Source organism: Thiorhodovibrio litoralis (genome assembly GCF_033954455.1).
GTDB lineage: Bacteria > Pseudomonadota > Gammaproteobacteria > Chromatiales > Chromatiaceae > Thiorhodovibrio > Thiorhodovibrio litoralis.
This window is the reverse complement of the sequence record NZ_CP121473.1, coordinates 792,157-816,132: the sequence shown is the minus strand read 5'-3', so window position 1 is coordinate 816,132 and position 23,976 is coordinate 792,157. Positions and strand designations below refer to the sequence as shown.

Genomic DNA, 23,976 nt, shown 5'->3' with positions numbered 1-23,976 from the left:
CGGCGATCATGCGCCAAGACCGCATGGTCTTCAAATCTTCTTCCTCAGATTCTTTGTTTCAGACCTTACCCCAGTATGCATGAGTCCTTATCTCTCCCGCCCACCATGGCGCGGGATGTTCTCGACAGCATCAAGGATGGCGTCATCGCCCTGACCCCCAAAGGTCGCATCCTGATGATCAACCCGGTGGCCGAATCCCTGCTGGGCGTGACCGCCCGGGGCGCGGTTGGGAAGACCTTTGCCGACACCTTTCTCAGTCACGATGGGCTGGATACCTTCAATGACTGCATGCTCGAGGCCATCTATAACCCCGGCAAGCCGCAAACCATCGAGCTGACGCTTAAGCCGGGCGGCGTGGAGAAGTTCGTGACCGTGCGCACCAACCTGCTGGTATCCAGTGACGACGACCAGATTGAGGGCGTGGTGGCCGTGATCGCCGATATCAGCGAGCGGGTGCTGCGACTGCGCGACCGCCTTGAGCAGGAACAGCTGCGCTCGGCGGCCGGACGCTTCATCGTCGCGGTGCTGGCCATTTTCAGCGTTTTTACCCTGCTGCTCGAGCCGATTCAGAAATTCGCCCTGGCCGGTGGTACCGATATTGGACCCCTGGTGGGCCTGGCGGCGCTCATGTTCACCGCCTTAGGCATTAAGCGCTGGACCAAACTACCCGGCAAGCAGCTCGGTCTGACCTGGCGCATCTCCCGGCGCGACCTGGCGGAATCCATCGGCTGGTCGCTGGTGTTCTGTGCCGTTTTGGCCGTGGCAAAATGGGTCTATCTGCGCCCCATCATGGGCATCTCGCCCGACGAGCGGGCCTTGTTCGAGTTCTGGGTGCTCGACAATGGCGAGGTCGTCACCAGCGCCATGCTCTATGCCACAGGCATTGCCTTCTTTATCGTGACCACACCGATTCAGGAAATTGGCACCCGCAGCGCCATTCAGGCACCGCTACAACGCTTTCTCGATGGCGTGGTCCCCTCTCCGGTCTGGGTCGCCAACCTGGTGACAACGCTGCTGTTCGCAGTGCTCCACGCGCATCTGAGTCCGGCGGTTGCGGCCATGGTCATAGTCCCGTCCATCTTCTGGGGCTGGTTGTTCCAGCGCTCAGGCACCGTCGTCAGCCCGACCATCTCGCATATGATCATCGGATTCTATGCCACCTTCGTCCTCGGGCTCTTCGTCGGCTTCGACAATCGCTGAGAGAGTGCGCAATGAAGCTCATCGCATTGGCCTGGCTAAGACCAGTTGTTGGATCCAATATCTGCTGAATAATGTGTTTTCTCTTGCCAAAGTGTGAAGGCTGAGCGGCCGTTCCTGAGCGAAACCGGGCGTAAAGGTCTCGGCTCACTTTGCGTGACAGTTGTTCGTGGACCATTTTGGGAGCAGCCTCGACAGATTTGCGGCTACTGCAGCGTCAGGATTTGGTTTTTGTATTGCTCCGCCTGAAAGCTGGCTGCCTGCATTTATCGATAGAGGCCAACACGACAATTCGCGTGTTCAAGTAAGCGCAGACTCAGTCACTTCCAACGGCCGAACGGATTTTTGCCGGTCAGCCGCCTTCTTTCCAGCGCGGAAACTCAAGAGCGGCCCACACGGAATTGCAACATGCTCACCCGCGCTCCGAGGACAACCACTCGGATAGCGCTTGCGCTGTTTCCGCGGCAGTCGGTTGCAAAGCGGCCAGGATCTGATCGGCCTGATCTGCGTCCGCGCTCTTGCCGGCCTTCTCAAGAAGCAACACAGTCTGATGCAGGCGGGCGGCGCCCAGGGTGCCGGCGCTGCCTTTCATGCGATGCGCGGCAGCGCCGAGCGCGGCCAGGTCGCCGGCGGCCCGCAGCGCGTTTAGTTCCTCGACGCGTTGGGTGATTTCGCCCAGGAACATGTCCACCAGCTTGCGCGGCAACTCGGCGGTGGTATCCGCGGCGAGCTGGGTGAGCGTCTCTTGTTCCAAGATTGGGCGCTGCGCGGCTTCGGTCAGCTGATCGGACCTGGCGGTGTTTGCGGACTCGGCGTTCGACATCGGCTCAGGGGCATCTGTAGCTGCACGCTGGACTGGCGTTGACGATGCGTCTGGCGGCATGTCTTGCATGGTTTTTGATTGGCTTAGCCATTGACTCGCGAGCTGGCGCAGCCTGCCAATGTCGATTGGTTTGGAGAGAAAATCGTCCATGCCAGCCTGTGCGCAACGCTCGCGATCCTCGGCGAAGGCATTGGCGGTCATGGCGATGATCGGAGTAGCGCGATTGGCTGACTGGCCGGCGCGAATGCGCCGAGTGGCTTCGAGTCCGTCCATGCCGGGCATGGAGATGTCCATCAGGATCAGGTCGAACCTGTCTTGCTCGACCTGGGTCAGCGCATCGAGCCCGCTGCCCACCACGGTGACCTGATGTTGCGATTGTTGCAGCGCGGCGCGGGTCACCTCGACATTGAGCGGATTGTCCTCGACCAACAGGATTTTTGCGGTTCCGGGGGCGATTCCGGGGGCCATCCTCGCGGACAGCGAGGCATTCGGCCCACTTGGGCAAGTTGGTCCAGTTGTCCCCGTCGGCACACCCGGATCGGCGCCCGCGGGCTGCTCAAAGCTCGCCGCCATGGGCAGCTCGACGCGGAAGGTGCTGCCGACACCCGGCGCGCTCTCGCAGCGGATCTGCCCGCCCATCAGTTGGGCGAGTTTCTGGCTGATGGCCAGGCCCAGGCCAGTGCCGCCATAGCGGCGGGTGGCGCCGTCCTCGGCCTGCACGAACTCACCGAACAGCCGAGTCTGGTCGGCCTGGGACAGCCCGATGCCACTGTCGCGCACAGCCAGGTACAAACGTCCCCCTGGGCTCGCATCCGCGCCTGCACCTGCGTCCGCAGTCGCGCCTGTCGGCTGATGATAATCGAGCGTGACGCGGATACCACCCTGCTCGGTAAACTTGACCGCGTTGCCGAGCAGATTGGTCAGAATCTGCTGGATGCGCAGACGGTCACCGAAACAGCGCGCAGGAATGTCGGGACCCGCGCGCATCGCCAACTGGACGCCCCGGCTGACGGCTTCGTTGCGGAAGAGCTCGACGACGGATTCGACAGTCGCAAGTGGGTCGAACCACTCCGGCTCCAGCGTCAGGCGCCCGGCCTCGATCTTGGAAAAATCCAGCACATTGTTGAGCAAGGCCAGCAACAGCTGTCCGCCATCGACCGCCGAGCGCGCGAAGGGAGCCTGTTCCGCGCTCAGGCCTGATTCAAGCAACAATTGATTCATGCCGATGATGGCATTGAGCGGGGTGCGGATTTCGTGGCTCATGGTGGCCAGGAACCGGCTTTTCGCCACATTGGCGGCTTCGGCCTGCTCGCGCGCCTTGCGCAGCCGCTCCTCGGTCTGCTTGCGCTCACTGATGTCGAAGAAGTGCGCCACATAGTGAGTGGTCTGATCCTGCTCGTCGCGCACCGCCGTGATGCTCAGCAGCTCGGGATAAATGCCGCCGTCCTTGCGCCGGTTCTCGATCTCGCCGCGCCATTGTCCCTGCTCGCGGATGGTGCGCCACATAGCCGTGTAGAAGGCGCGATCCTGACGACCGGAGGCGAGCATGCGCGGATTCTGGCCCAGGGCTTCCTCGGCGCTGTAGCCGGTGATGCGGGTGAAGGCGCGATTGACGCGCACAATGCGCCCCTTCACATCGGTGATCATGATGCCTTCATTGGCTTCCAGCACCTGGGCGGCGAGGCGCAGCTCGCGCTCGGCCGCCTGTTCGGCGCTGATGTCGCGCATAAAGCTGGTGAACAGGGTGCTGTCCCCGGTCTGGATGGGCGAGATGTTCAGCTCCACGGTGAACTCATGGCCATCGCGATGCCGTGCCGGCAGTTGCAGCCGGCGGTTGAGCACCCGACCCGCGCCAGTGCTCAGGTACCTGTCCATGCCGCGCTGGTGAGCGGCGCGCATGCGCTCGGGGATGATGATCTCGGCCATGGGGGCGCCAATGACCTCGGCCGGCGCATAGCCGAACAGCTGCGCGGCGTTGTCGTTGAACTCCACAATGCGCCCGTGCGCGTCGGCAGTGACAATGGCATCGAGCGAGGCCGACAGGGTGGCGGCATTCTTGGCTTCGTTGCGGGCCGCGCGTTGCTCAAGCTGGCGCGCCTCATCGAGCGCGGCGGTCAGGTCGCGATAGCTGTCGGCCAGACGGGCGGACATGCGATTAAAGGCCCGCGCGGCGGTGGCAATCTCATCGCGCCCCCGCACCGGAAGCTGCACTCCCGGCCCCTGCTCCGCGATGGTCTCGGAGGCTTCGCGCAGTTGTTTGAGCTGGTAGGTCAGCCAGGTGCCCAGCACCCAGGAGAAAATCGCCACCAGCAGCACCTCCAGCACCGCGATGCTGATGGTCCAGCGCCGCGCGCGCTCCAGCACCGCGCGCAGATTGCTGGTCGCCAGCCCCAGCTCGACGCGGCCAAAGCCTTGACCGCCGACCAAAATCGCCGCGCTGACATCAAGAATCCCATCCTCGACCGCGCGCAGATCCGCATCGGCGCGAAAGAGTCGCGCCAGCGCCTCCGGATCGCCGGCCTCGGCCAGGATGGCGTCATTACCGCGCACCCGGGCGTAGCGCACATCGGGCTGATCGAGCATTTCCACCACCAGATCATCGAGCGAGGCCAGATCGGTGGCCAGCACCGCGTCCTTGGCGGTGGCCGCGAACAACTGCGTCATGGTGCGCGAGCGTTGCAGCAATTGTTCCTGATTGGAGGAATGCAGAAAGCCGAGGGTGCTGAGGACCAGCACCAGCAGCAGGGCGCTCTCGATGAGCGCGATGCCGAGGATGGTTTTGAGCCGAAAGCTCAAGGGCTTACTCGATCAGATCGTCGAGCAGCTGAATATCCAGCGCGCGCACATCATCCCAGTCGGCATCCTCGGCGGCTTCCAGCCCCGGCAGGCGCAGCGGCTCCAGCAGGGCCCGTCCGGTCTCATCCTCGGAGAGTCCGATCATGGCAGTGGCAATGGCGCTGGTTGTCTCTTCCGACAAACGTGGATGGGCGGCGAAGGCATGCGGGGTGTAGCCGTCGCTGGTCCAGAAAATCCGCAGTTGCTCGCGAATGTCCGGGGCCACGGATTCAAAGGTGCGCACCACCCCGCCGCCAGCCGGATAGAGCCCCTTGGCCACCCCGCGATAGACAGAGTCGTGCGAGGAGACATAGTGCGGCTGAAAGCTGACGCCAGCGCTGGCGAGGTTGGCGCGGGTCAGAATACTGGCGGCGAAGGCGGCCGGGGACGGGAAGGCCAGATCAGCGCCCTCCAGATCGCTCAAGGCCGTTAGGTCGCTATCGCGTCGGGTAACCAGAATCCCCTGAATCCGTTGATCACGCGCCTTGGCGAAGGCACGGTAGCCGGGCGACTGGCTGAACACCGTGTAGTGATAAGGGTTCATGTAGGCGAGATCGTACTCGCCAGCCGCCAGACGGCGCTCGAAGGTCGGGATATCCGGGGCGGTGCGAAACACCAGCGCTGGTGCGCCGCGCTGCTCCAGCTCAGTCAGCAGGGGCACCCAGAGCGCGGCCAGGCGACTGGCGGACTGCTGGGGCACCACGCCGAACCGCAGTGGTGAGGTATCTTCAGCCCAGGCTTGCACAGCAAACAAAGACCACAGGGCAATGAGTATCAGGGCGATAAGGGACAGGCGCGGACGGTGGAGGTTGGCATGCATGGAGGTAAGCGGCTAGCAAATGCTGGTGAATATCCGATATCCGACCCAGATGGGACCCTGGCGCGTTGTGATCGCCATGGTCACGGGTGGAACCTGTTCAGGCGCGATTCCCAAGGCCGTCGATGCGGCGGCGCAGCCGGACGCCATGAAGCTCGCCTCGGTCGCGATACTCGGCGCTATCCATCCATTGGCGCATGATCCACCAGCCGCGGCCGTTCTCGGCATCGGGGGCGGGCTCGTGCTCGGGCGGCGGGGTGGTCATGGCGCGGCCGCGATCCTGGATCTCGATGATCAGCTCATCGCCTTGCGTTTGCCAATGCACGCGCACCGGGTGGCCGGGCTCGCCCGCGTAAGCGTGGATGATGGCGTTGTTAATGGCCTCGACGCAGCAGGTTTGAATCTGATAGGCGTTCATGTCATCGAAGCCGAGTTGCTTCGCCAGGGCATGCAGGCAAATGCCAAGGGGCGTGACGCATTCAAGCCGGCTGTCGATCTCCAGGCGCAGTTCATGGCAAGACTCAAGCGATGCCGCGCTCATGCCGTCAACGCTCATGCCGTCAACCTTGGGGCGCCGGCTTGGCAAAGCTGGCGAGCGCGGTGTCGACGCTGTCGCAGAAGGCCAGCGCGCGCTCCAGGCGCATCAGGCGCGCCAGACTCATCAGCGGCGGTCTGAGTTCAGCCAGGCAATAGGGCTGGCCGGCCTCGCGCAGCCGACGGGTCAGCACCACCAACTCGCCGATGGCGGTGCTGTCCATGAACTCGACCTCACTGAGATCGACGATCAGCGCCGGGGCGCCCTCGCCCGCCGCGCGCACCCGCGCCAGCACCTTGGCCGCGCTGCTCGCCGTCAGCCGGCCCATGTTCAGGCGAATGACCCGCGCCTGTGGATAGTCTTTGCGCTGCAGATCGTCCATCAGTTAGACATTCTCTTGTGGCGAGACTTAAGTCGTGAACCCGGATTATGGACCTCGGATTCTAAGCTCTGATTCCGAAACCCGGCTGCCGAGATTCGTTCGTTACCGTGAAACGACAGGCCTCATCCTTCGGGGTGGCCGTGACCATGAGCGTTAGGATGCAACCATTCCTGAAGAACCGATGATTCCCGGGTCCTCACGCGCGCTCAATCGCCAGCAGTGATACATCATCGCCAAAACCCGCTGCCTGCGTCGATGCATCCTGGCATTGCCAGTCGCGCAATGCCTGCTCGATACCGCTGACCATCCGCTCCAGCGGCTGTTCGCACCCGGCGGCCAGGGCCGCGCGCAGCCGGTCATCGCCGAAGGCCACCTGTTCGGCGTCGAAGCACTCGGTCGCGCCGTCGGAATAGAGCAACAGCCGCTCGCCGGGCGCGAGGCTGAAAGCGACGGCATCGTACTCGGCATCTGGCAGCAGGCCGACCGGGAAACCGCCTTCGCCCAGCTGTTCCACCTGGCCATCGGCGCGGCAGATCAACGGATAGGGGTGCCCGGCCTGGCACAGCTCGCCTTGGCCAGTAACGGTGTCGAGGATGCCATAAATCATCGTGAAATAGAGACTGCCGCGATCATCATCGAGCAGGCTCTGATTAAGCCGCGTCAGCACCTCCACCGGCGCGCGATAGAGCGGCGCGTCACTCACGTTTGTTCCGCGACCAAAGCGCAGGCGCCCGGGCGATTTTTGCGCGGGTGCCTCCGGGCGACGCACCAGGCTGTCCGGACGGGGCTCCGGGGCCAGGGTGCGCGCGAGATGCACCGAGAGCATGGCGGCCGGTACGCCGTGGCCGGACACGTCGATGACGTAGAAGCCCAGATAGCGCTCGTCGAAGGCAAAGACATTGAAACTGTCACCGGCCAGTTCATCGGCGGGCATCAGCGACCAAGCCAGACGCACCGGGAGACCGAGCGCGGCTGAGTGTGGCAGCAAATCGCGCTGAATTTCCGCCGCCGCTTGCAGGTCACGCTGGATGCGCTCCTGACTGGCAGCGAGCGCCCGGTTCATGCCTTGGAGTTCGCCGTTGCGCGCGACCAGGGCGCGCTCCAGGTCGAGCACGCGCCGCGCGGCGCGAATGCGCACCCGCAGCTCGCCGGCCTTGACCGGTTTGGTGTGAAAATCATCAGCGCCGGCTTCGAAGGCGGCGATCAGATCGGCGGTTTGATCCTTGCCGGTCAGCAAAATCACATAGATGTAGTGCGGCCAGTCGGCGGCGCGCAGCCGCCGGCACAGCTCAACGCCATCGAGCTTGGGCATCATCCAGTCGCACAGCACCAGACTGACCGGATTCTGCCGCAGCATCGCCCAGGCCTCTTCGCCATCAGCGGCCTCCAGAGGCTCATAGTCCCAGGCGTTGAGCATGGCCACCAGCGCCTGGCGCATCCAGGCATCGTCATCAACGACCAGAATCCGCATCGGGGTTCTCATCAGGCCGTCTCCAAGCGGCGCAGCGCCTGTTCGCGGTTCGCAGCCAGCTCGAACAAGGCGGTCAGGCGGGTAATATCCAGCAACTGACGCACCGCTGGTTGTGGCGCGCACAGGAGCAGCCGACGGTCATGCCCTTGGAGCTTGCGTTGCAGGCGGAACAGGGCGCCAAGCCCGGTGCTGTCAATAAAGGCCAGGTCGCTGAGGTCGAGCAGCAGATGCCGGTTGCCGAGTTGCGCGGCCAAGGCATCCAGGTCCAGGCGTCGGGCCCGGTCCGCGTCCAGTCGGTTGCCGGGCATGGCAATGGCGATATCTGGAGACTCGGCCAGGGAGAACTGCCAGTCGGCGATGCCGGGGATTTTGGAGGCTTGCGGATCTTGGTTCGCCACGGGCTGGTCCGCGTCCGCCACGGTGGCAATGCCCTGTTTGAACAGATCCCAGGTTCGGGTCATTTTCAGCAGACTGGCCGCCGGGGTCCGTTCGAGTCCCTCGGCGCGAACGGGTGCACCGGCATTCTGGCGCGACTTCCACAGGCGGGCGAGATAACCGAGCGCGCTCGAATCCAGAAAGCGGACCTGAGTGAAATCCACCACCAGCTCGGCCTGATCCGGGGTGTCGGCTTGAGGCTGTTGGGTCTTGACCCAGGCGGCATCGGCGACCTCGGGCAAAAGCAGCATTCGGCGTCGGGATGCGGCAGCGGCATCGGCCGCGAGGGTGGCGTCCTGTTGCGGCGCTGGTGCCCGCGTCTGGTTCGTCAGATCAGGGTTCGCGCGGTCAGCACTTGCCTGGTCAGTCCGGGATTTTCGCCATCTTTGACGCAGGCCCTGAAGCCGGCGTTGCAGGTGATAATGCGCCACCAGCGGCACGGTCATCACGCCCAGCTTGGCGAAGCCAACGGCATAGCGCTTCCACAGGCGTTTCGGGTCCTGGCTGATGCGCCAGATCCACTCCAGACCGGTGCGCTGCATCCACACGGGCGCGCGCGCCACCCGCCCGACGATGAACTCAAAGGTGCCGCCGATGCCGATGCTGACCCCGGCCTTGAGCCGGTGGCGATTGCGGTGAAACCAGATCTCCTGCTTGGGGTTGCCGAAGCCGATCAGCAGCACATCCGGCTCGACGGCATTGATGCGCGCGACGATCTCGGCGTCTTCCTCATCCGACAGCAGCATGGCCTCGCCCTCGGTCTGCACGAAGGGCGAATGCACGCCGGCGATGCGCAGATCGGGATGCTCCGCCACCAGTTTATCCGCCGCCTGCTGCCCGACCTCGCCACGTCCGCCAAGCAGGTAGAGCGATTGCCCGCTCCGCGCCAGCGCGGCGGCCAGCGCCGGGACCAGATCGGCCCCGGTGACGCGACCGCGCAGCGGGGTACCCAGCAGCCGCGCGAGCCACACCACCGGCATGCCGTCGGCGGTGACCAGATCGGCGCGGCGCAGAATCTCCAGCAGCTCCGGGTGGCGCGGCGCCGACCAGGGCGTCCAGCCGAGGGCATTGGTCAGAAAATCCACATTGACGGTGACGATCTGGCGCGCCCGACCATCCCGGCGATAGGCTGCAATCAAGGCCAGGGTACGCTCGACCACCAGCTCCGGGGTCAGATCATCGACCGGAATCCCGAGGATGAGTGTGACCTGGCCCGATGGCTGGTTGTTCTGATTCATGCGCCCACCTGCTTCATTGCGCGAAATCGGCCCAAGGCGCCGGCTTGCCGGCGAGTTCCTCGACCTGGCGCACATCGGGGGCGAAATGCTCCGCCAGCCGCTGGCGCGTCTCCGGTGTGGGCGCGACGATCCCGGCCCCCTTGCCCTTGCGCACATTGAGCTGATCGTACCAATAGTTGATGATGCCGCGAGTGCGTGGCGGCACCCGGTCCCAGACCGCGCGAAAGACGCCGTTGCGCTTGAGCGCCTCGCGCCAGGCATTGGGGATGAGCTGACGCCCGCCGCCCTTGTGATACACCTTGCCGAGATTTGGCGGCTGATAATCCGCTGGCAGTCCGAGAAATTCCAGCACCGCGTCGATGCTCGCCTGGGGCTCGCGCTGCATGTCCTCCATGAAAAGGATCAGCAACTGCTCGCGCGGGAATTCGCTCAGAAAGCGCTCCAGCGCCCGGGCATACTCGCTCCAGACAAAATAATAGCGTGTCACCTCCTCATTGGCCTGCGCGTAGCCCTCGGCATAATCGGGCGGGATGGCGTCGCGGTCGCGCGCCAGGGCCTCGGGGTTGAGCAATTCGCTCGCGGCCTGGGCGAAATCGCGCGTCTCCATCCCCCGGCGCAGCGACATGGTGAAATGCGAGAAGGCGCGATCAATCGGATTGCGCAGCAGCGCGATCAGGCGCATGTTCGGGTTGGCCTCGGCCAAACGCTTGGCTACGCGCGGGTCGGCCAGATACTGCGGACTCGCGGTCCCCCACAGCTGATAGGATTGCGCACCGCCGAAATGCTCTGCCACCAGGGCCGGCCAGCCGGCACTGAACAGGTCATCGCGACTAAAAAACGGCAGCTCCTTCTCCGGCGGCAGGAACAGCTCCGGGTGCTTTTCCAGATAGCGAAACAGCGAGGTGGTGCCGGACTTCTGCGCACCGATGATGACGAAATCAAGCGGCTTTGCGGTGGTCATGGTTGGAACTCGGATTCAGACAAGGGCGCCTTAGCCTTTTCCAGGTCGCGCAGCGCCTTGAGGGAGAAGACCAGGGACAGGAGATTTTTAAGCATCAAGCCGCCACTGTAGGCGAAGGTCACGCCGAGCACGCCCGCCTGCATGCCGCCGACTATCATCGCGGCGGTCATCAGCACGCCGGTGACGAGCAGAATTAGAAACTCGGTGCGCTCGCGGTGCATCATGTTCAGCAGGTAGCCGACCAGACCGGTGGCGGCATTGACCAACTGCCCCAGGGCCATGATCGCGAGCAGCATGGCGGCCGCGCGAAACTCCTCGCCAAAGAGCCCAAGCACCGGGGCGGCAAAGACCGTGAACGCGATGAACACCGGCCCGTAAAGGATGAGCGAGAACTGCTGACTGCGCTTGAGCAGCCGCCGCAGCCCTGCAGCATCTTTCAGCGCATAAGCCGCTGCGAACTGGGGGCCGAAAATGGCCGCTAGGGTCACCAGAATAACGGTGACCAAATTAATCAACCGAAAAGCCGCGCCGAACAGGCCCAATTCGTCGACGTTGGCAAACTGCGGCAGGATCAGGATTGGCAGGCTGACGTAGGCCATGTTGAGCAAGGTCCCGCCCCAGAGCGGCGGCAAGGCGGATGAGATCACCCGTGGCGACGGCGGCTTGGCGTCTTGGGGCCGCGCGGCTAACAGCGCTGGCTTCTCACTCCGATTTTGATCATAAGCGCGGGATTTGGCGGCCTGGGGCAAGCGGCCATCACCTCGATCGATGTTCTGGTCATCGTCCCGCGGTTTGGCGGCCAACCAGAATGCCAGCGTCAGGCACAAGGCAAGCGCCACGGACAAGACATGCAGCCACAACAGATGCTCCCCGTTCAGCCAGCCCCGCGCCACCAGCAGCGGCAGCAGCCCCAGCACCACCAGCGGGATGATGGCGGATTCAGCAAAAAGCGCGCGCTGCGTGGCGCCGGCGCCCTTCAGAGCTTCGGCCAAAATGCGCATGCCGGCAAAGAGCAGTGCACCAGCAGCGGCCACCTTCAGCGCTGGAGCAAGGCTGGCATCGTCGGCGACCACGGCGGCCATGGGCGCGGCGAAAAACCAGGGCAACAGCATCAGCGCGGCGCCGATTAAAAAGACCAGCCCAAGCGCCCGCCAGAGAAAGGCACCCACGGCCATGCCCTGCCCCTGTGCCTTGAGCGCCGCCACGGTGCGCAGCGCATAGACCGGCATGCCGATCCCAATCAGATCAGCAAAGAGCACCAGCCAGGTGACATAGAGGGTATAAAGCCCCATGCCTTCGGCGCCGAGCAACCGGGCGATGACGATGCTCATCGCGATCTGCAAGCCGAGGCCACCTCCGCGCACCGCGAGTGCCGGCAAGGCCTTGCGCAATTTTGCGCTTAGTCGCGCGCTTGGATTGGTTGGCTCGGTCTTCAATCGAGGTCGCTCAGGTAGGGCTCGCGTCGCGCCGAGCCAGGGGTGGAGCCGGATCTAGGGCCCGTTGTGGAATCAGATCCGAGGCCGGATTCGGGGCCTCTGCTGGGATCGATGCTGGGATCGCCGCTGGGCTCATCGCTGGCATCATCGCGGAGGCCGGCCATGGAATCACCGCCAGGATCACCCGTGTCATCACCGCCGAAATCATCACCAAAACCAGCATCGAAATCGCGGCCTGACTGACCGCCGGCGCGGCCACCGGACTCGCGACGCGCCAGCGGCCGGCTTTCGGTACGCGCCCGATAGGCCTGCATGGCCTTGAAGATGCGCCGGACCAGCACGGAACCGATGGCGCCGACCACTCCGAGGCCAAAGCCACCGAAAAACCCCATCAGCACCAGACGCTTGGTCGATGGGCTGAACTTGTAGTCCGGCGGAACCGCCGCATCGAGCACTTCCAGCACATAGTTATCGCGCGCGCGGGCCAGCATTTCAACGGCGGTTTCGGCCTCGATCATGCGGTAGATGGATTTTTCCAGATCGACCACCGAGGTCTCGCGCAACTGCTCGAGCAGGAAGGCGCGTTTGCGGTCGCTTTCTTCGATGACACGCTCGCGCCAGTAGTCGTTGAAGTCATGCACAAAGGCATTGGCCCAGTCCGCCGCCAGCCTGGGATTGCTCCAGCGCACATAGACCCGCATCAGGTCGTTCTCAGGGTTGTGCACGACAGTGCGCACCTGCTCGCGAAACAGTCGCACAGCCAGGTTGATGTCCGGCTTGAAATCATCGCGCCAGGCGTTTTTTTCCGCATCCCACTGCTTTTCAAACAGCGCCGGTAAGAGGTTGCGGTGTTCGATGAAGTGCAGGGTGAAGGTGCGGCTGCGCATGCGCGCCATCACAATGTGGCGATAATTTTCATTCACATTGCGCAACACGAAACTCTGCTCGACCAAGGTCAGCGCCTGGGGCGCGCGACGCTCATCCGGCGCCACACCACCCGGATTCACCTGATCGCGCAGCGCCAACTGGACCGACGCCTCATAGCGATGCGGCAGCACCTTGGCAAGCCCGAAGCCGGCCCCGGCCATCAGGAATGCCAGCAGCAGAATCCAATGCTTGTTGCGAAACACCGCGACCAGATACTCGATCAGGTCGATCTCGTCCTCGAGCCCATAGGGCAGCGCCGGCTGATTCGATGCGACCAGCGACTGGCGCGCGGCGTTGGGTTGGTTATCCTGATCGGGCGTGCTCATCAGGGTGATGCAATCTCAAGGCGGTACGGCGACATCAGTCAAACAGCCCGATCACGTTCAGGCTCGCCGCGGTGATGCCTAGGTGGTAGAGGATCTGTGACCAGGACTCGGCGCTTTCGAGGCGATTCATCCGATCCACATTTAGCGGTACATAGATGGTCGCGCCGGGGGTGATGGTGACGCGCCCGGCGCCGTGTTGCCAGTCGCCGCCACGCACGGACATGACCTCGCCATTGGCCTGGATCACGAAGACATGATTGCGCCGCGCCAGCACGGTGGTGCCGCCGCTCAGTTCGACATAATCAGCACTGTTGAGTTTCTTGCGGTACAGATGGGAGGTTGGATGATAGACCTCGCCGACCACTGTCACCTCATGAGCCATGGTCGGCACGGTCAGCCGATCGCCGTCCTGCAGTGTGATATTGGCCTCGCCAGAGCAATCCATGGCGCCTTCGAGATCGATGACCAGGCGCCCGATGGCCTCGCTGCGCTTCAGTTCATTGATGACCTTGATCAAGTCCTGCTTGCGCTCCCCGGCCGGGGTCTTTTCGTCGTTCTTGGCCCCGAAGGATAGGGACAGTCTGACCAGCAGATCGTCGAGATTGTCCTGAATGCGATCTAGCGCCTCCTGTTGCTGCGCGCGCACCCGCTCGCGAATGAAGACCGCGCCGAAGGGATAGGCGCCGTCGGACAAACCACCGGCACGCTTGATCACCTGACACAGGGTATCGCCGCGCGAAATGGGATAGTCGCCAGGGAAGCGCACCTCGCCGGCCAGGGTCACGCTCGCGCGCCGTTGCCAGTCGGGCTTGCGATGCAGCACCAGCTCATCATGCGGCTGCAGGATGTCGCCGCCATTGACCTCGGTGGCCACTCCAGCCAGCTCCACCTGGCGATGCTCGATGGCCTGATATTCGCCGGCCAGCAGCTCAAAACGCGTCAGCTCGGCCGACAGGCCAAAGGACTCCTCGGTCAGCCCACCGGCGGCTTGCAGCAGATCGGCCAGTTGCATGCCGGGTTCGAGCGGATAGCGCCCGGGGTGGCGCACCTCGCCGCGCACATAGACCACCGGCGAGGCCTCGCCATAGGGTGTCTGCGCGACCAGCCGGTCGAGCTCATCGCCGATCAGGGTCGTGCGCTCCTCATTACGGTCGAAAACAAAGATCCGATCCTCGGGATAGATCAGCGGATTCTCCGGAGTGCGCGTGCTGGCCTGGGCACGCTTCAGGCTGAAACTCAGGAACTCCAGGCGACCGTCGGTGGAGTGCTGGCGGGCAATCAGCCCATAGCCCGTATCGGCTTCCTCCAAGGCGCCGCCGGCGAAGCCGATTACATCGAGCAGCCGCGCGCGCGCCGCCAGTGGAAAGGCGCCGGTGTTGCGCACCTGGCCGCGCACCTCGACCACCATCGGCGGGTAACGCCCGGGCTCGGCCTGGGTTCGCAGGTCGCGCACCAGATTCGCCACCCGCTGCGCCCGCGGCTGGCGCAGATCGAACACGATAATCTCGTCGCGGGGTCTGAGTTCAACATCGGCGCGCCCACCCGGCTGGCGGAAAATGCGCGCGATGTCCAGATAGCCGATCTGAAGGCGGCGGCTGTCCGGGTTCTCGCGCCGCAGCAGGCCGAAGGAGACATCGGCATTGGGCCTGAGCTGGCGCGGGGAGCTGAGCAGATCCGACACCCGCATGCCGGGGCGAAACTGAAAGCCACCGGGGCGCAGCACATGACCGCTGAGCAGCACGACATCCTCCATGGCACGGCTGACCGGAAAGATGCGCAGAATATCGCCCGCCTGAATCCCGGTGTCGCGTCCGGCGGACGTGTCGAGCGGAACCGCGATCAACGTGTAGCGTTCGCCGTCTTGAATGCGCTCGATATGGGCATCGGCGAGCGAGGCGGTTGGCATCAGCCCGCCGGCGAGGTCGATCAGCTCGCCCACGGTGCCGAGTGTGGCATTGGGGTCGGCATCCGGGCCCTCATCCGAGCCGAGCAGCTCGTAAATCGCCGGGCGTTGCACCTCGCCGCCGATGCCCACGGTGGGGCCGATCGGCGGCACGAAGATGACATCCTGATGTTGCAGGGTCACGTCGCCCGAGGTATCTCCCCGCAGAAGCACGTCATAGAGATCGAGGGTCGCCAGCGTCTTGCCGCGACGCTTAAGTTGGATATCGCGCAGACTGCCGATGCGCTTGACGCCACCCGTGGTGATCAGCGTGTTGAACAGGGTCGCCAGACCGCTGACGCTGTAGTCACCGGGCTTGACCACCTCCCCCACCACCAAAACGGTGATGGTGCGCAGATCCCCCATGGTCACCACCGCCTTGGCACCGATAATCTGCCGCGCAAAGCGCTCGCTCAGGAGATTTTGCGCCTGGTCAAACTTCAGCCCGCCGACCTGCACCGGCCCCAGTTCCGGCACCAGCAGACGCCCGTCGCGGGTGACGACCAGCTTGTACTCGACATTGAGCTTGCCGTAGACCTGCACGATCAACGTATCGCCCGGCCCGATGATGTAATCGCTCGGCACCGGCAGGTCGGTCACGGGCGCGAAGGTGGTTGGCGCCTGATCAAAGAGGTCATAGCCAAACTGGCTCAGCTCCGGCTGCACCAGCTGCTGCTGGATCTTCTCTTCAAGGGTGACCTCGTTCAGGCTCTCGGCCACTTTCTGCTCGATGGCCGAGGGCTCTTCCGGCTCGACATCGCTCGGCGCGGGGGCGTCTTGCGTCTCGACCTCGGGCTGCGCGAGCGGTTCATCCTGCCCGGATGGCGCGGCGCGCATTTGATCAATCAATTGACGCTCATCGAGCGAGTCGAAAATGGGCAGTTGCTGCGCATTTGCAGTCAAGCTGAACGCGATTGCCAGCCCACAAAAAGCCGGCAGGAGAATGATCAGAAAAGCAGTGGCACGCATCTCGCTAAAGGCTCGAGGGCGGCGGCAAGGCCCAGCCTTGCTCCGTGATTTCTCGCGGTAAGAGCTTCATCAGGCGCGATTCGTCGAACGGACAACCGTTCCAGTTCACCCGCGTCCCGCGTCCGGTGCGCGGGCACCGGTCCTGGTAGTTCGCCACCCCATCGCCATCGCTGTCGAGCGGATCACCGTAGAAGACACGCAGCGCAAAGGCTGCCATGGCCTCGGGCTCCGCGATCGAGGCGCCGGTGACCGCGGTTCCGCACGCATCGAACGTCTTCAGTTTGAAGCAGGCGCTTGGGTCGCCCACCGTGACCAGATGGACGCACAAGCGCTCGCCAAACCGGCCCCGCATCTCGGCTACTTGACGCACGGCGGCCTCATCGACACGCTCGGCGCGACTGAGGATGATCAGCGCGGTGCTGAAGGTATTCCTGGTGGTCGCGGAAAGCCGTGGCGCAAGCGCGGCCAGCCCATCGGCTAGTTTAGGCGACCAGCCGCTGTCGAGTTCGTGCAAAGAGACGGCTGTCAGCGCAACCGGGCCACTGGTTTCGCGCCCATCATAGCCAGGCTGGACAAGCGTTGCTTTGAGCCGCCGCGCCAGCACGCTCGCCAGCCCGGCGCGGGAATCGAACGGCGCCGGCAATTTTTCGCGCATCGCACCCGCGTCGTCGATCAACAAAAAGCCGCTACTGAACTTCACCGGCAACTCCTTCTCGGCCGCGAGCACGGACGCCGACATCGGCGTGAAGCGCTCCGGAATGCGCTCAACAACCTGGTCCGCCTCGCGATACCCATCCTCGGTGACCACCTGCCGCGAACCCACCGGCCCCGAGGTCGCGCAGCCGTTGAGCAGCAGCGCCAGCGCGATTAGGGCGAGAGGAAGGTGGATAGACATCAAGTAACGATACCTGAACGGCCCGTGATTTCAGCGTGTTTTGCTGGCGATTAGCGCGCGCTATTCTAACCCGAAGCCTGTCTGAGACATGAGCGCGTTGACGAAACCGTATCCATTCGATTACGCTCCCGCGATGTTCACCATCAGACAAACGCCTGAGTTTGGTGCTTGGCTTTCGGGCATTAAAGACGGCTCCGTAAAGCGACGTCTGGCACGGAGACTTGAAAAAGCGCAGTTTGGCAACCTGGGCGACGTCAAGCCAGTTGGCGATGGAGTGTTTGAGATGCGCGAGTTCTTTGGCCCTGGATGGCGCATGTACTATACCCAACGAGGCCCGGTCCTGATCCTGATGCTTGGCGGCGGGGAGAAATCCACTCAGCAGACTGATATCGCCAAAGCCATTGCGTTGGCTTCCAAATTCGAGGACTAAGACCCATGACTGAAAAAATTCGCATCGCCGATCTGCCCGAATTCGATATCACCGAGCACTTGGAAGACGACCAAGCAATCGCTGAATATCTCACCATCGTGCTGGAGGAGAACGATCCAAACGCTTTGGCGCAAGCGCTTGGCACCGCCGCCCGCGCCCGCGGTATGACAGAAATTGCAAAGGCCAGCGGAATCACCCGCGAAGCCCTTTACAAAGCACTCCGCGCCGGCGCCGACCCGCGTTTCGAGACCATCTACAAAGTTTGCCATGCCCTGGGCGTCAAGCTGGTCGCGCAACCGCTGGAGGCCAAGGCCGCCTGAGCGCATTGGGACGCTCTTACCCACCGGCCTCTGGCACCGCCCTGCATTCAGGAACCAACCGCGGACCGGTCTTGTAGCACCTGGGCATAATCCGCCGGTGCGATGCCGAGGTTTGATTGAATCAGCACCGCGGGAAATGATGGCGGCACCTGCTCGATGAACCGCTTGAGATCCGCCTGGGTGTTGATCGCATGATGCCAGGAGCAGTCGCAGAGTTCGGTATCGACCAGGAGATGGCCGCAGTCTTCGCCGAGGACATGTTCGGCAAAAACACCGTAGAGGGTATATTCCGAGAAATCCAGGGTATTGGCCAGCACGGCCTGCCAGTTGCGCCGGCCATGCTCGCCAATGCGTTGGGTCAGACGCACTAGGGTATCGCGCCGCCAGGCGACCAGCTGGCTGACATAATCGCGTTGTTGATAGTCCGGCCCGGTCAGGTCAAACACTTTACCGGCATGCCGATACCACGCCTGATGGCGCGGATCGGCGATATCCTGGGGCTTGCGCGCGCCGCCATAGAGGCGCACGCGGCCGGCCGCGTCCACCAGACTGCCGACATCGAACGGACGGACAAAGGCGACATCCGAGTCGGCAAAAAGATACAAATCCGCGTCAATCGCCTCGCCGACAGATAGCTTGACGATCTGCTGCAATATCCAGCCACGCACCGGCAGCCCACACAGATTCAGCCACCATTTGCGCGCGAAGGGCAGCTGATACAGCCAGCCAGGCAACATGTCCTGCTTGATGAGCAAGCGAGTGCCATCACCGGCCAACTGGGAAAACAGTGCTTCGTCCTGGTGATCGACGATAATGACATGCTCGGCATGGCCGCCAACATGCTGGCGCACACTGTCACAAAGAATGCGGCAGCGCTCAAAGTCGGGCGCATAGCTTGGGGTGACTAGGACGGTTTTTTGCATGATTGACCTTGGCAAAGAGGGGCCGTCAGTGCCGACGTTGCGGCGAGAAATGCAGCCTGGCAGATAGGCAACGTGACAGGATGCTGACCAGCAAACAGATGACGGTCGAACAAATCGATTCCCAAATCAACCTTGCTCCAGTAAAGCAGTCCCAGCACGGCGGCGAGAAAGCCGAGAATGATCACCAGCAACATGACCATCGCGAAGAACAGATCGGTGGTCACCCGCAGGCGGCTGGCCCTGACACGACCGGGCTTTTCACGTCTCATCACAGTGAATCACCCGGCTTGAGACCGTTTTGAGCCCATCTTGAGCCCGTCTTGAGTCCATCTGGGGATAGACCAGCGTGCGCGTTTCCGTCCAGAGCATCATCGGCTTTCTGCTGGTCCTGATTTTTTTCGCCGGCTACCAGGGTGGCAAGTATTTTCTCAACAACCGCTTCCAGGAGCTGGGGCTGGCGCTCACCTTCGCGCTCTTCTTCTATGGCGCGCTCTACACGGCACTGACCGACCGCGCCATCCGCTGGACCTGGTGGTTCTGGAGCGCGCCGGTGCTGGTTGGCTACATCATGTTCAGCTCCTCGCTCACCTTCGCGCTCAACGCCGGCGTGGGCATTGTGCCAAGCCTATTCGCCTCGCGCGAGTTCATGATCATCTTTTTGGCGCCGACGCTGTATTTTCTTTATCGCCTCGGCCTGCCGCTGGCGACACTCGAGAAGCTTTTCGTCGTCAGCCTGATCATTATCATTCTCAATTACATCCTGAGCTACCATCGCGTCGATCTGGAAGCCGCCTATTTCTCGACCGGCTACATGTCCTATCTGGTCACCTACGACGAATGGCGCGGCTATCGGCTCAAACCGCCCACCTTCGCGCTGATCATCCTGACCTGCTTCGCTCTGATTCGACTGGTCCAGCACAACCGGGTAGTGGAAAAGCTCGGCTGGCTGCTGGTGTTGGGGATGGTCGGCTACGTGTGGTCATTGATCATGGCCCGCTCGCAAATGGCCACCGTGGCCCTGGCGATGATGATCTATCCGCTGTTTCTCAGTCGCGCGAATCGCATGAACCTGCTGGTGCTGGTCTTGCCGCTCGGCCTAATGCTGCTGATCGGCCTCAGCGGCTTTTTGATTGATTCCTTCATGCACGCCGATGGCGCCGAGGTACGCGCCAAATCCTATATCCTGGCGTGGAAGACCATCATGGAACATCCCGTGTTTGGTTATGGCCAATCCAGCGGTTACAGCAAGACCTATCAGGATATTTTCGGCTACAAGTTTTTCCCAACCGACCTCGGCATCATCGGCACCGCGTTCAAATGGGGCCTGGTCGGTGTCGGGCTCTACGTGTATTTCCTCTTTCTGGTCCTGCTGCGCCTGCTGCGGGTCAACTGGGCCTATCGCAAGCAGCATGGCGCCCATAACCCGGTCATCTGGTCGTTGTTGATGATGATGACCGCCCTGGCGCTGAATTTGATCCTCAATCCTGGCCTTGCCTACATGCAGGGGCTCACCACGGCCGCTTTTGCCATTGCCCTGACCGCTGGTTACTACGAGGAGCTGGGACTCAGGGTTGAAGCCTCAGCGCTTACAGCGCCGCTTGCCCAACAAAACCGCCAGAATTAGCCAACACTTGTCCCATTGCCCCCGCACCGCCCGGCGCACGGCCTGCACCAGCGAGAACAGATAGACCGTCGGCAAGCCGAGCGGGAAATGCTTGGCGGTGATCCAGAGCTTGTTGCGAAAGATGTAGAAATCCGACAGCTTGGATGACGGACGCTCGCCGGTGGGCGAGCCGATGCTGCTGCCTTCCTTGTGATAGACCCGGGCATCGTCGGCATAGCAGAGCGCGTAGCGTCCTTGCGCCGCCAGCACCCAGTCAACTTCTTCGTAGTAGAGAAAATAGCGCTCGTCCATCAGACCGACCTCGTCGAGAAACTGCTTGGGCAACAGCCAGGAGCAGCCGACGATGTAAGTCATCCGCCGCTCATAGTCGGCCGCATCGATCGGCTGCTCCGCCGGCAGAAAGCGCCCGAGGGACTGCGAACAGATGGCGGTCCAGCGATTGAAACGCCCGCCGCCGAGCGCTTGCACCACGCCGGGGTTCTCGTAGAACAGGATGCGCGAGCCGCACATCGCCGGCTGGCCGGCCTGTTGCAGGCGGCGGACCATGGCGCCGAGACAGGAGGGATCGACGACAGTATCGTTGTTGAGCAGCCAGACATAGTCGGCATCGCCACGCGCGAGGGCATGGCGCAGACCGACATTGTTACCTCCGGCAAAGCCAAGATTGGCGCCGGTGTCGACCAGCACCAGTGGCGGGTCATCGGACAGCTCGCCCAGTTCGGCGGCGGCGCGGTTGAGGCGCGCGAAGGCGAGCGGTTTTGGCAACGCTGGTGTGGTCAGATGGGCGAGCGGAGAATCGGCTGGCGCGGAATACGCTGCCTCGCCGGCGGCCCAAGCGGCGATATGATCCAGGGAGCCGTCTGCTGATGCGTTATCGCACAGCAGCACGCGAAAGTTGTCGTAGTCGAGGCGCAGTAAGGACTCCAGGCACTCGATACTGTCGCGCCAGCCGTTCCAGTTGACCAGAATGATGTAGACACGCGGGTTCATGCTCGCGGCGCCGACCTCATGCTTGGATGGCCAATCTCTGCCATCGGATCAAGGGGCATCGCTGCAAGGGTCATCGCTGCAAGGCTCATTGCTGTAACGGTCATCGCTGCAACAGGCCGTCGATTTCACGCTGCATGTCGCCGAGCACCCGATCCCAGGTGTAATGCTCCGCGATCAGTTCGCGCGCGGCGTTGGCCATGGCTTCCCAATGGGCGCGATCGGTCAAGAGTCGGTCGATGGCGGTAATGGTCTCGGGCGCCTGGTCGGCAATGGCGGCCTGGACGCCGTTCTCAACAGCCAGCCCCTCGCTGCCGACGGAGGTGGTCACTGTCGGCAGGCCACGGCCCATGCCGCTCAGCACCTTGACCTTGATGCCGGCGCCAAAGCGCAGCGGCGCGACGAACACCCGGCTACGCTGGAACAGCGGTTCCAGGTCGTCGACAAAGCCGAGCAATTCGACACCAGGATGCGCGGCTGCGGCCTGTTGCAGACGGACATCGGGATTTTTGCCGGCGATGCGCAGTCGCACGTCTGGATGTTTGGCAACCAGCCCCGGCCAGACCTCGGCCAGGAACCACAGCAACCCATCGACATTGGCCTCCCATGTCAGGGTGCCGACATAGAGCAGCGCCAGCTCGGTTTGGTCATAATCGAGCGGCGGACGATTGAGCGTCGCCTCATCGCCGAGGTGATAGGTCACCCGGCACTTGGCGCGCTCGGCGCCCGTGGCGACCAGGCTGTCGATGTCGTTTGGCGAGGCGAAAATCAGATCGGCGCGCGCGCAGGCGGCCAGCTCATAGCGACGCACCCGCACCGATTCCAGATAACTGGCCAGGCGCATCAGCGGATTGCCGCCGGACTCGGCATAGCGCCGCCACATCAGGAAATAGGCGTTGTGCTCGTGCAGAATAACCGGCCCGGTGAAGTCATCCGGCACGTACTGAAACACCTCATAGTGATCACAGAAGATCAGGTCATAGCGCGGCGCCAGCGCGGCGATCTTTCGCGCCAAGGTGTCGGAGCGGGTGCGCAGCACATTGAGCGGAATGCGCTTTAGGTAACTGCGCAGCAGGGCCTTGAGCGAGCGCGGCATCTTCACCGGCTCGGCAACCAGATCAGCCTGGTGACCCGCCTGCTGATCAGCGTGTTGGCCGGCCTCTTGACCATGCAGCCGCGCGCGTGCGCGGAAGGCCGCCAGATGCTGCTCGTCATCGCCCTTAAGCGCGCAGGCGACACCGAGGCGATAACGATTGCCCAGCCACTCGATCAGCTTCCAGCTCTTGATACGCCCACCGCTGTGCGGCGGATAGGGCAATTCCGGGGTCAGAAACAGAATGGCTGGCGCGGTGGGCGAACCTGTCGTCATCACATGGCCCCGCTGTCCTTGCTGAACACCACAGCCACGGTCTTGAACAGCAGGCGGATGTCGTACCACAGGCTCCAGTTGCGCTGATAGCGCAGATCGAGGCGAATAATGTCCTCGAAGCTCTTAATCGATGAACGCCCGTTGACCTGCCACTCGCCGGTAATCCCCGGCTTCACGTCCAGCCGGCGCCATTCCGGCACATCGTACTGATCGATTTCATCCGGGGTGGGCGGGCGGGTGCCGACCAGGCTCATCGAGCCCTGCAGCACATTCCAGAACTGCGGCAATTCATCCAGGCTGGTGCGACGCAGCAACCGCCCGATCCGGGTGATGCGCGGATCATCCTTGGCCTTGAAGATCGCGCCCTCGGCTTCGTTCTTCACTTCGCTCTTGCGCGCCTCGGCGTCCGCGACCATGGAGCGGAACTTATACAGGGTGAAGCGCCGGCCCATCCAACCGCAGCGCGTCTGGCCAAAAAGCACCGGCCCCGGACTCTCGCGCTTGATCGCAATGGCGATGGGGACGAACAGAACACCAGTGATACCCAGCCCCACCAGCGCGCCGATGACATCAAGCACGCGCTTGGTCCTGGAGCGAATCGAGGCATGGGTGACCGGCAAATCAGCAGCGCTTGGCGCGCGCGCGGACGCCGCCTGGGCGCCCGTTGGCGCACCCGTCAGACCACCAGATGAATCATCGCTCAGGATGCGCAGCACCCGATCCAGCCCAGTCAGCGTTAGCACCGCGCGCACCTCCGGCCCGACCGAGGCCAGCGCCAGATCGACATCCCGCGCCTTGGCGATCTTCATGCAGCCAGAGAGCGCGCCGATTCCACTGCTGTCAAGAAAGCGCGTTTTGCCAAAATCCAGCACCAGCTCGCGCGGCGGGTCCGGCACCTCACACACCGAGCGGAAGGCGTTGCGAAAGGGCACCGCCTCCACCACCGAGAGTTCCTTGGGCATTTGGATGCGCAGGCGGCCGTCGGCCTCATCCGTCGCGGTGAAAAGACCCGACTCCGTTGTCTGGTCGCTCGGTTGATTCGGCATGGCTGCAGTCCTCTACACGAATTGCCAATCATCTATAGCAACATAAAAAAACCGCTGCCGGCGATGCGGGCAGCGGTTTTTTTGTCAG

Annotated in this window: 20 protein-coding genes; 4 read left to right on the top strand and 16 right to left on the bottom strand. The window is 63.1% G+C overall.

Annotated elements, in window-relative coordinates; genetic code table 11:
* Positions 1–75: 75 nt before the first annotated feature.
* Entirely contained in the window at positions 76–1,200 is a 1,125-nt protein-coding gene (locus Thiosp_RS03715) for a type II CAAX endopeptidase family protein (RefSeq protein ID WP_201067241.1), read from the top strand.
* A gap of 409 nt (positions 1,201–1,609) precedes the next feature.
* On the opposite strand, the gene Thiosp_RS03710 is transcribed toward Thiosp_RS03715, so the two are convergent.
* From Thiosp_RS03710 to Thiosp_RS03660, 11 genes are all read right to left on the bottom strand, one after another.
* Positions 1,610–4,816 carry a PAS domain S-box protein gene (locus Thiosp_RS03710; protein WP_201067243.1) on the bottom strand — a complete coding sequence of 1,069 codons (3,207 nt, stop codon included), beginning with the start codon at positions 4,814–4,816 and terminating at the stop codon, positions 1,610–1,612.
* Between the two features lie 4 nt (positions 4,817–4,820).
* On the bottom strand, positions 4,821–5,675 hold the full coding sequence (locus Thiosp_RS03705; RefSeq protein WP_201067245.1) for a phosphate/phosphite/phosphonate ABC transporter substrate-binding protein: 855 nt from the start codon (positions 5,673–5,675) through the stop codon (positions 4,821–4,823).
* A 97-nt stretch (positions 5,676–5,772) separates the two neighbouring features.
* Positions 5,773–6,228, bottom strand: coding sequence for an ATP-binding protein (locus tag Thiosp_RS03700; RefSeq protein WP_323696824.1), 456 nt, complete (start codon positions 6,226–6,228; stop codon positions 5,773–5,775).
* Between the two features lie 4 nt (positions 6,229–6,232).
* A complete protein-coding gene (locus Thiosp_RS03695) occupies positions 6,233–6,589 on the bottom strand; it encodes an STAS domain-containing protein (protein ID WP_201067249.1) in 357 nt (118 codons plus the stop codon).
* A gap of 196 nt (positions 6,590–6,785) precedes the next feature.
* A complete protein-coding gene (locus Thiosp_RS03690) occupies positions 6,786–8,072 on the bottom strand; it encodes a PP2C family protein-serine/threonine phosphatase (protein ID WP_201067250.1) in 1,287 nt (428 codons plus the stop codon).
* On the bottom strand, positions 8,072–9,733 hold the full coding sequence (locus Thiosp_RS03685; protein WP_201067251.1) for a WecB/TagA/CpsF family glycosyltransferase: 1,662 nt from the start codon (positions 9,731–9,733) through the stop codon (positions 8,072–8,074). The genes Thiosp_RS03690 and Thiosp_RS03685 overlap by 1 nt, the downstream gene beginning before the upstream one ends.
* A 13-nt stretch (positions 9,734–9,746) precedes the next feature.
* Positions 9,747–10,694, bottom strand: a complete 948-nt coding sequence (locus Thiosp_RS03680; RefSeq protein WP_201067252.1) for a sulfotransferase family protein — start codon at positions 10,692–10,694, stop codon at positions 9,747–9,749.
* On the bottom strand, positions 10,691–12,130 hold the full coding sequence (locus tag Thiosp_RS03675) for a lipopolysaccharide biosynthesis protein (RefSeq protein WP_201067253.1): 1,440 nt from the start codon (positions 12,128–12,130) through the stop codon (positions 10,691–10,693). Before Thiosp_RS03675 ends, Thiosp_RS03680 begins: the two co-directional genes overlap by 4 nt.
* Complete coding sequence (locus tag Thiosp_RS03670) at positions 12,127–13,383, bottom strand: Wzz/FepE/Etk N-terminal domain-containing protein (RefSeq protein ID WP_201067254.1); 1,257 nt, start codon at positions 13,381–13,383, stop codon at positions 12,127–12,129. Before Thiosp_RS03670 ends, Thiosp_RS03675 begins: the two co-directional genes overlap by 4 nt.
* A gap of 34 nt (positions 13,384–13,417) precedes the next feature.
* A complete protein-coding gene (locus tag Thiosp_RS03665; RefSeq protein WP_201067256.1) occupies positions 13,418–16,294 on the bottom strand; it encodes an SLBB domain-containing protein in 2,877 nt (958 codons plus the stop codon).
* Between the two features lie 4 nt (positions 16,295–16,298).
* Positions 16,299–17,189, bottom strand: coding sequence for a hypothetical protein (locus Thiosp_RS03660; protein ID WP_201067258.1), 891 nt, complete (start codon positions 17,187–17,189; stop codon positions 16,299–16,301).
* An 88-nt stretch (positions 17,190–17,277) separates the two neighbouring features.
* Here Thiosp_RS03660 and Thiosp_RS03655 point away from each other — a divergent pair, with 88 nt between their 5' ends.
* Entirely contained in the window at positions 17,278–17,619 is a 342-nt protein-coding gene (locus Thiosp_RS03655; RefSeq protein WP_242518634.1) for a type II toxin-antitoxin system RelE/ParE family toxin, read from the top strand.
* A gap of 5 nt (positions 17,620–17,624) precedes the next feature.
* A complete protein-coding gene (locus tag Thiosp_RS03650; protein ID WP_201067260.1) occupies positions 17,625–17,939 on the top strand; it encodes an addiction module antidote protein in 315 nt (104 codons plus the stop codon).
* A gap of 47 nt (positions 17,940–17,986) precedes the next feature.
* Here the strand turns inward: Thiosp_RS03650 and Thiosp_RS03645 are convergent, their stop codons facing one another.
* Together Thiosp_RS03645 and Thiosp_RS03640 are read right to left on the bottom strand one after the other, a co-directional pair.
* On the bottom strand, positions 17,987–18,862 hold the full coding sequence (locus Thiosp_RS03645; protein WP_201067262.1) for a DUF6492 family protein: 876 nt from the start codon (positions 18,860–18,862) through the stop codon (positions 17,987–17,989).
* Complete coding sequence (locus tag Thiosp_RS03640) at positions 18,844–19,131, bottom strand: hypothetical protein (protein WP_201067263.1); 288 nt, start codon at positions 19,129–19,131, stop codon at positions 18,844–18,846. The genes Thiosp_RS03645 and Thiosp_RS03640 overlap by 19 nt, the downstream gene beginning before the upstream one ends.
* Before the next feature lie 77 nt (positions 19,132–19,208).
* Between Thiosp_RS03640 and Thiosp_RS03635 the strand changes: the two genes are divergently transcribed.
* A complete protein-coding gene (locus tag Thiosp_RS03635) occupies positions 19,209–20,486 on the top strand; it encodes an O-antigen ligase family protein (RefSeq protein WP_201067265.1) in 1,278 nt (425 codons plus the stop codon).
* On the opposite strand, the gene Thiosp_RS03630 is transcribed toward Thiosp_RS03635, so the two are convergent.
* From Thiosp_RS03630 to Thiosp_RS03620, 3 genes are all read right to left on the bottom strand, one after another.
* Positions 20,442–21,476 (bottom strand): glycosyltransferase family 2 protein, encoded by a 1,035-nt coding sequence (locus Thiosp_RS03630; protein ID WP_201067267.1) that lies wholly within the window; start codon positions 21,474–21,476, stop codon positions 20,442–20,444. The genes Thiosp_RS03635 and Thiosp_RS03630 overlap by 45 nt on opposite strands.
* 100 nt (positions 21,477–21,576) lie before the next feature.
* Positions 21,577–22,842, bottom strand: coding sequence for a glycosyltransferase (locus Thiosp_RS03625; protein ID WP_201067269.1), 1,266 nt, complete (start codon positions 22,840–22,842; stop codon positions 21,577–21,579).
* Positions 22,842–23,888 carry a sugar transferase gene (locus tag Thiosp_RS03620; protein ID WP_323696823.1) on the bottom strand — a complete coding sequence of 349 codons (1,047 nt, stop codon included), beginning with the start codon at positions 23,886–23,888 and terminating at the stop codon, positions 22,842–22,844. Before Thiosp_RS03620 ends, Thiosp_RS03625 begins: the two co-directional genes overlap by 1 nt.
* Positions 23,889–23,976 lie beyond the last annotated feature (88 nt).

What these genes read in the sequence shown, in the direction of transcription:
- Thiosp_RS03645 (WP_201067262.1), bottom strand. Translation starts at nt 18,862, where the DNA reads ATGCAAAAAACCGTCCTAGTCACCCCAAGCTATGCGCCCGACTTTGAG.
- Thiosp_RS03640 (WP_201067263.1), bottom strand. Translation starts at nt 19,131, where the DNA reads ATGAGACGTGAAAAGCCCGGTCGTGTCAGGGCCAGCCGCCTGCGGGTG.
- Thiosp_RS03690 (WP_201067250.1), bottom strand. Translation starts at nt 8,072, where the DNA reads ATGAGAACCCCGATGCGGATTCTGGTCGTTGATGACGATGCCTGGATG.
- Thiosp_RS03620 (WP_323696823.1), bottom strand. Translation starts at nt 23,888, where the DNA reads ATGCCGAATCAACCGAGCGACCAGACAACGGAGTCGGGTCTTTTCACC.
- Thiosp_RS03650 (WP_201067260.1), top strand. Translation starts at nt 17,625, where the DNA reads ATGACTGAAAAAATTCGCATCGCCGATCTGCCCGAATTCGATATCACC.
- Thiosp_RS03625 (WP_201067269.1), bottom strand. Translation starts at nt 22,842, where the DNA reads ATGACGACAGGTTCGCCCACCGCGCCAGCCATTCTGTTTCTGACCCCG.
- Thiosp_RS03705 (WP_201067245.1), bottom strand. Translation starts at nt 5,675, where the DNA reads ATGCATGCCAACCTCCACCGTCCGCGCCTGTCCCTTATCGCCCTGATA.
- Thiosp_RS03670 (WP_201067254.1), bottom strand. Translation starts at nt 13,383, where the DNA reads ATGAGCACGCCCGATCAGGATAACCAACCCAACGCCGCGCGCCAGTCG.
- Thiosp_RS03695 (WP_201067249.1), bottom strand. Translation starts at nt 6,589, where the DNA reads ATGGACGATCTGCAGCGCAAAGACTATCCACAGGCGCGGGTCATTCGC.
- Thiosp_RS03655 (WP_242518634.1), top strand. Translation starts at nt 17,278, where the DNA reads ATGAGCGCGTTGACGAAACCGTATCCATTCGATTACGCTCCCGCGATG.
- Thiosp_RS03715 (WP_201067241.1), top strand. Translation starts at nt 76, where the DNA reads ATGCATGAGTCCTTATCTCTCCCGCCCACCATGGCGCGGGATGTTCTC.
- Thiosp_RS03665 (WP_201067256.1), bottom strand. Translation starts at nt 16,294, where the DNA reads ATGCGTGCCACTGCTTTTCTGATCATTCTCCTGCCGGCTTTTTGTGGG.
- Thiosp_RS03630 (WP_201067267.1), bottom strand. Translation starts at nt 21,476, where the DNA reads ATGAACCCGCGTGTCTACATCATTCTGGTCAACTGGAACGGCTGGCGC.
- Thiosp_RS03685 (WP_201067251.1), bottom strand. Translation starts at nt 9,733, where the DNA reads ATGAATCAGAACAACCAGCCATCGGGCCAGGTCACACTCATCCTCGGG.
- Thiosp_RS03680 (WP_201067252.1), bottom strand. Translation starts at nt 10,694, where the DNA reads ATGACCACCGCAAAGCCGCTTGATTTCGTCATCATCGGTGCGCAGAAG.
- Thiosp_RS03700 (WP_323696824.1), bottom strand. Translation starts at nt 6,228, where the DNA reads ATGAGCGTTGACGGCATGAGCGCGGCATCGCTTGAGTCTTGCCATGAA.
- Thiosp_RS03660 (WP_201067258.1), bottom strand. Translation starts at nt 17,189, where the DNA reads ATGTCTATCCACCTTCCTCTCGCCCTAATCGCGCTGGCGCTGCTGCTC.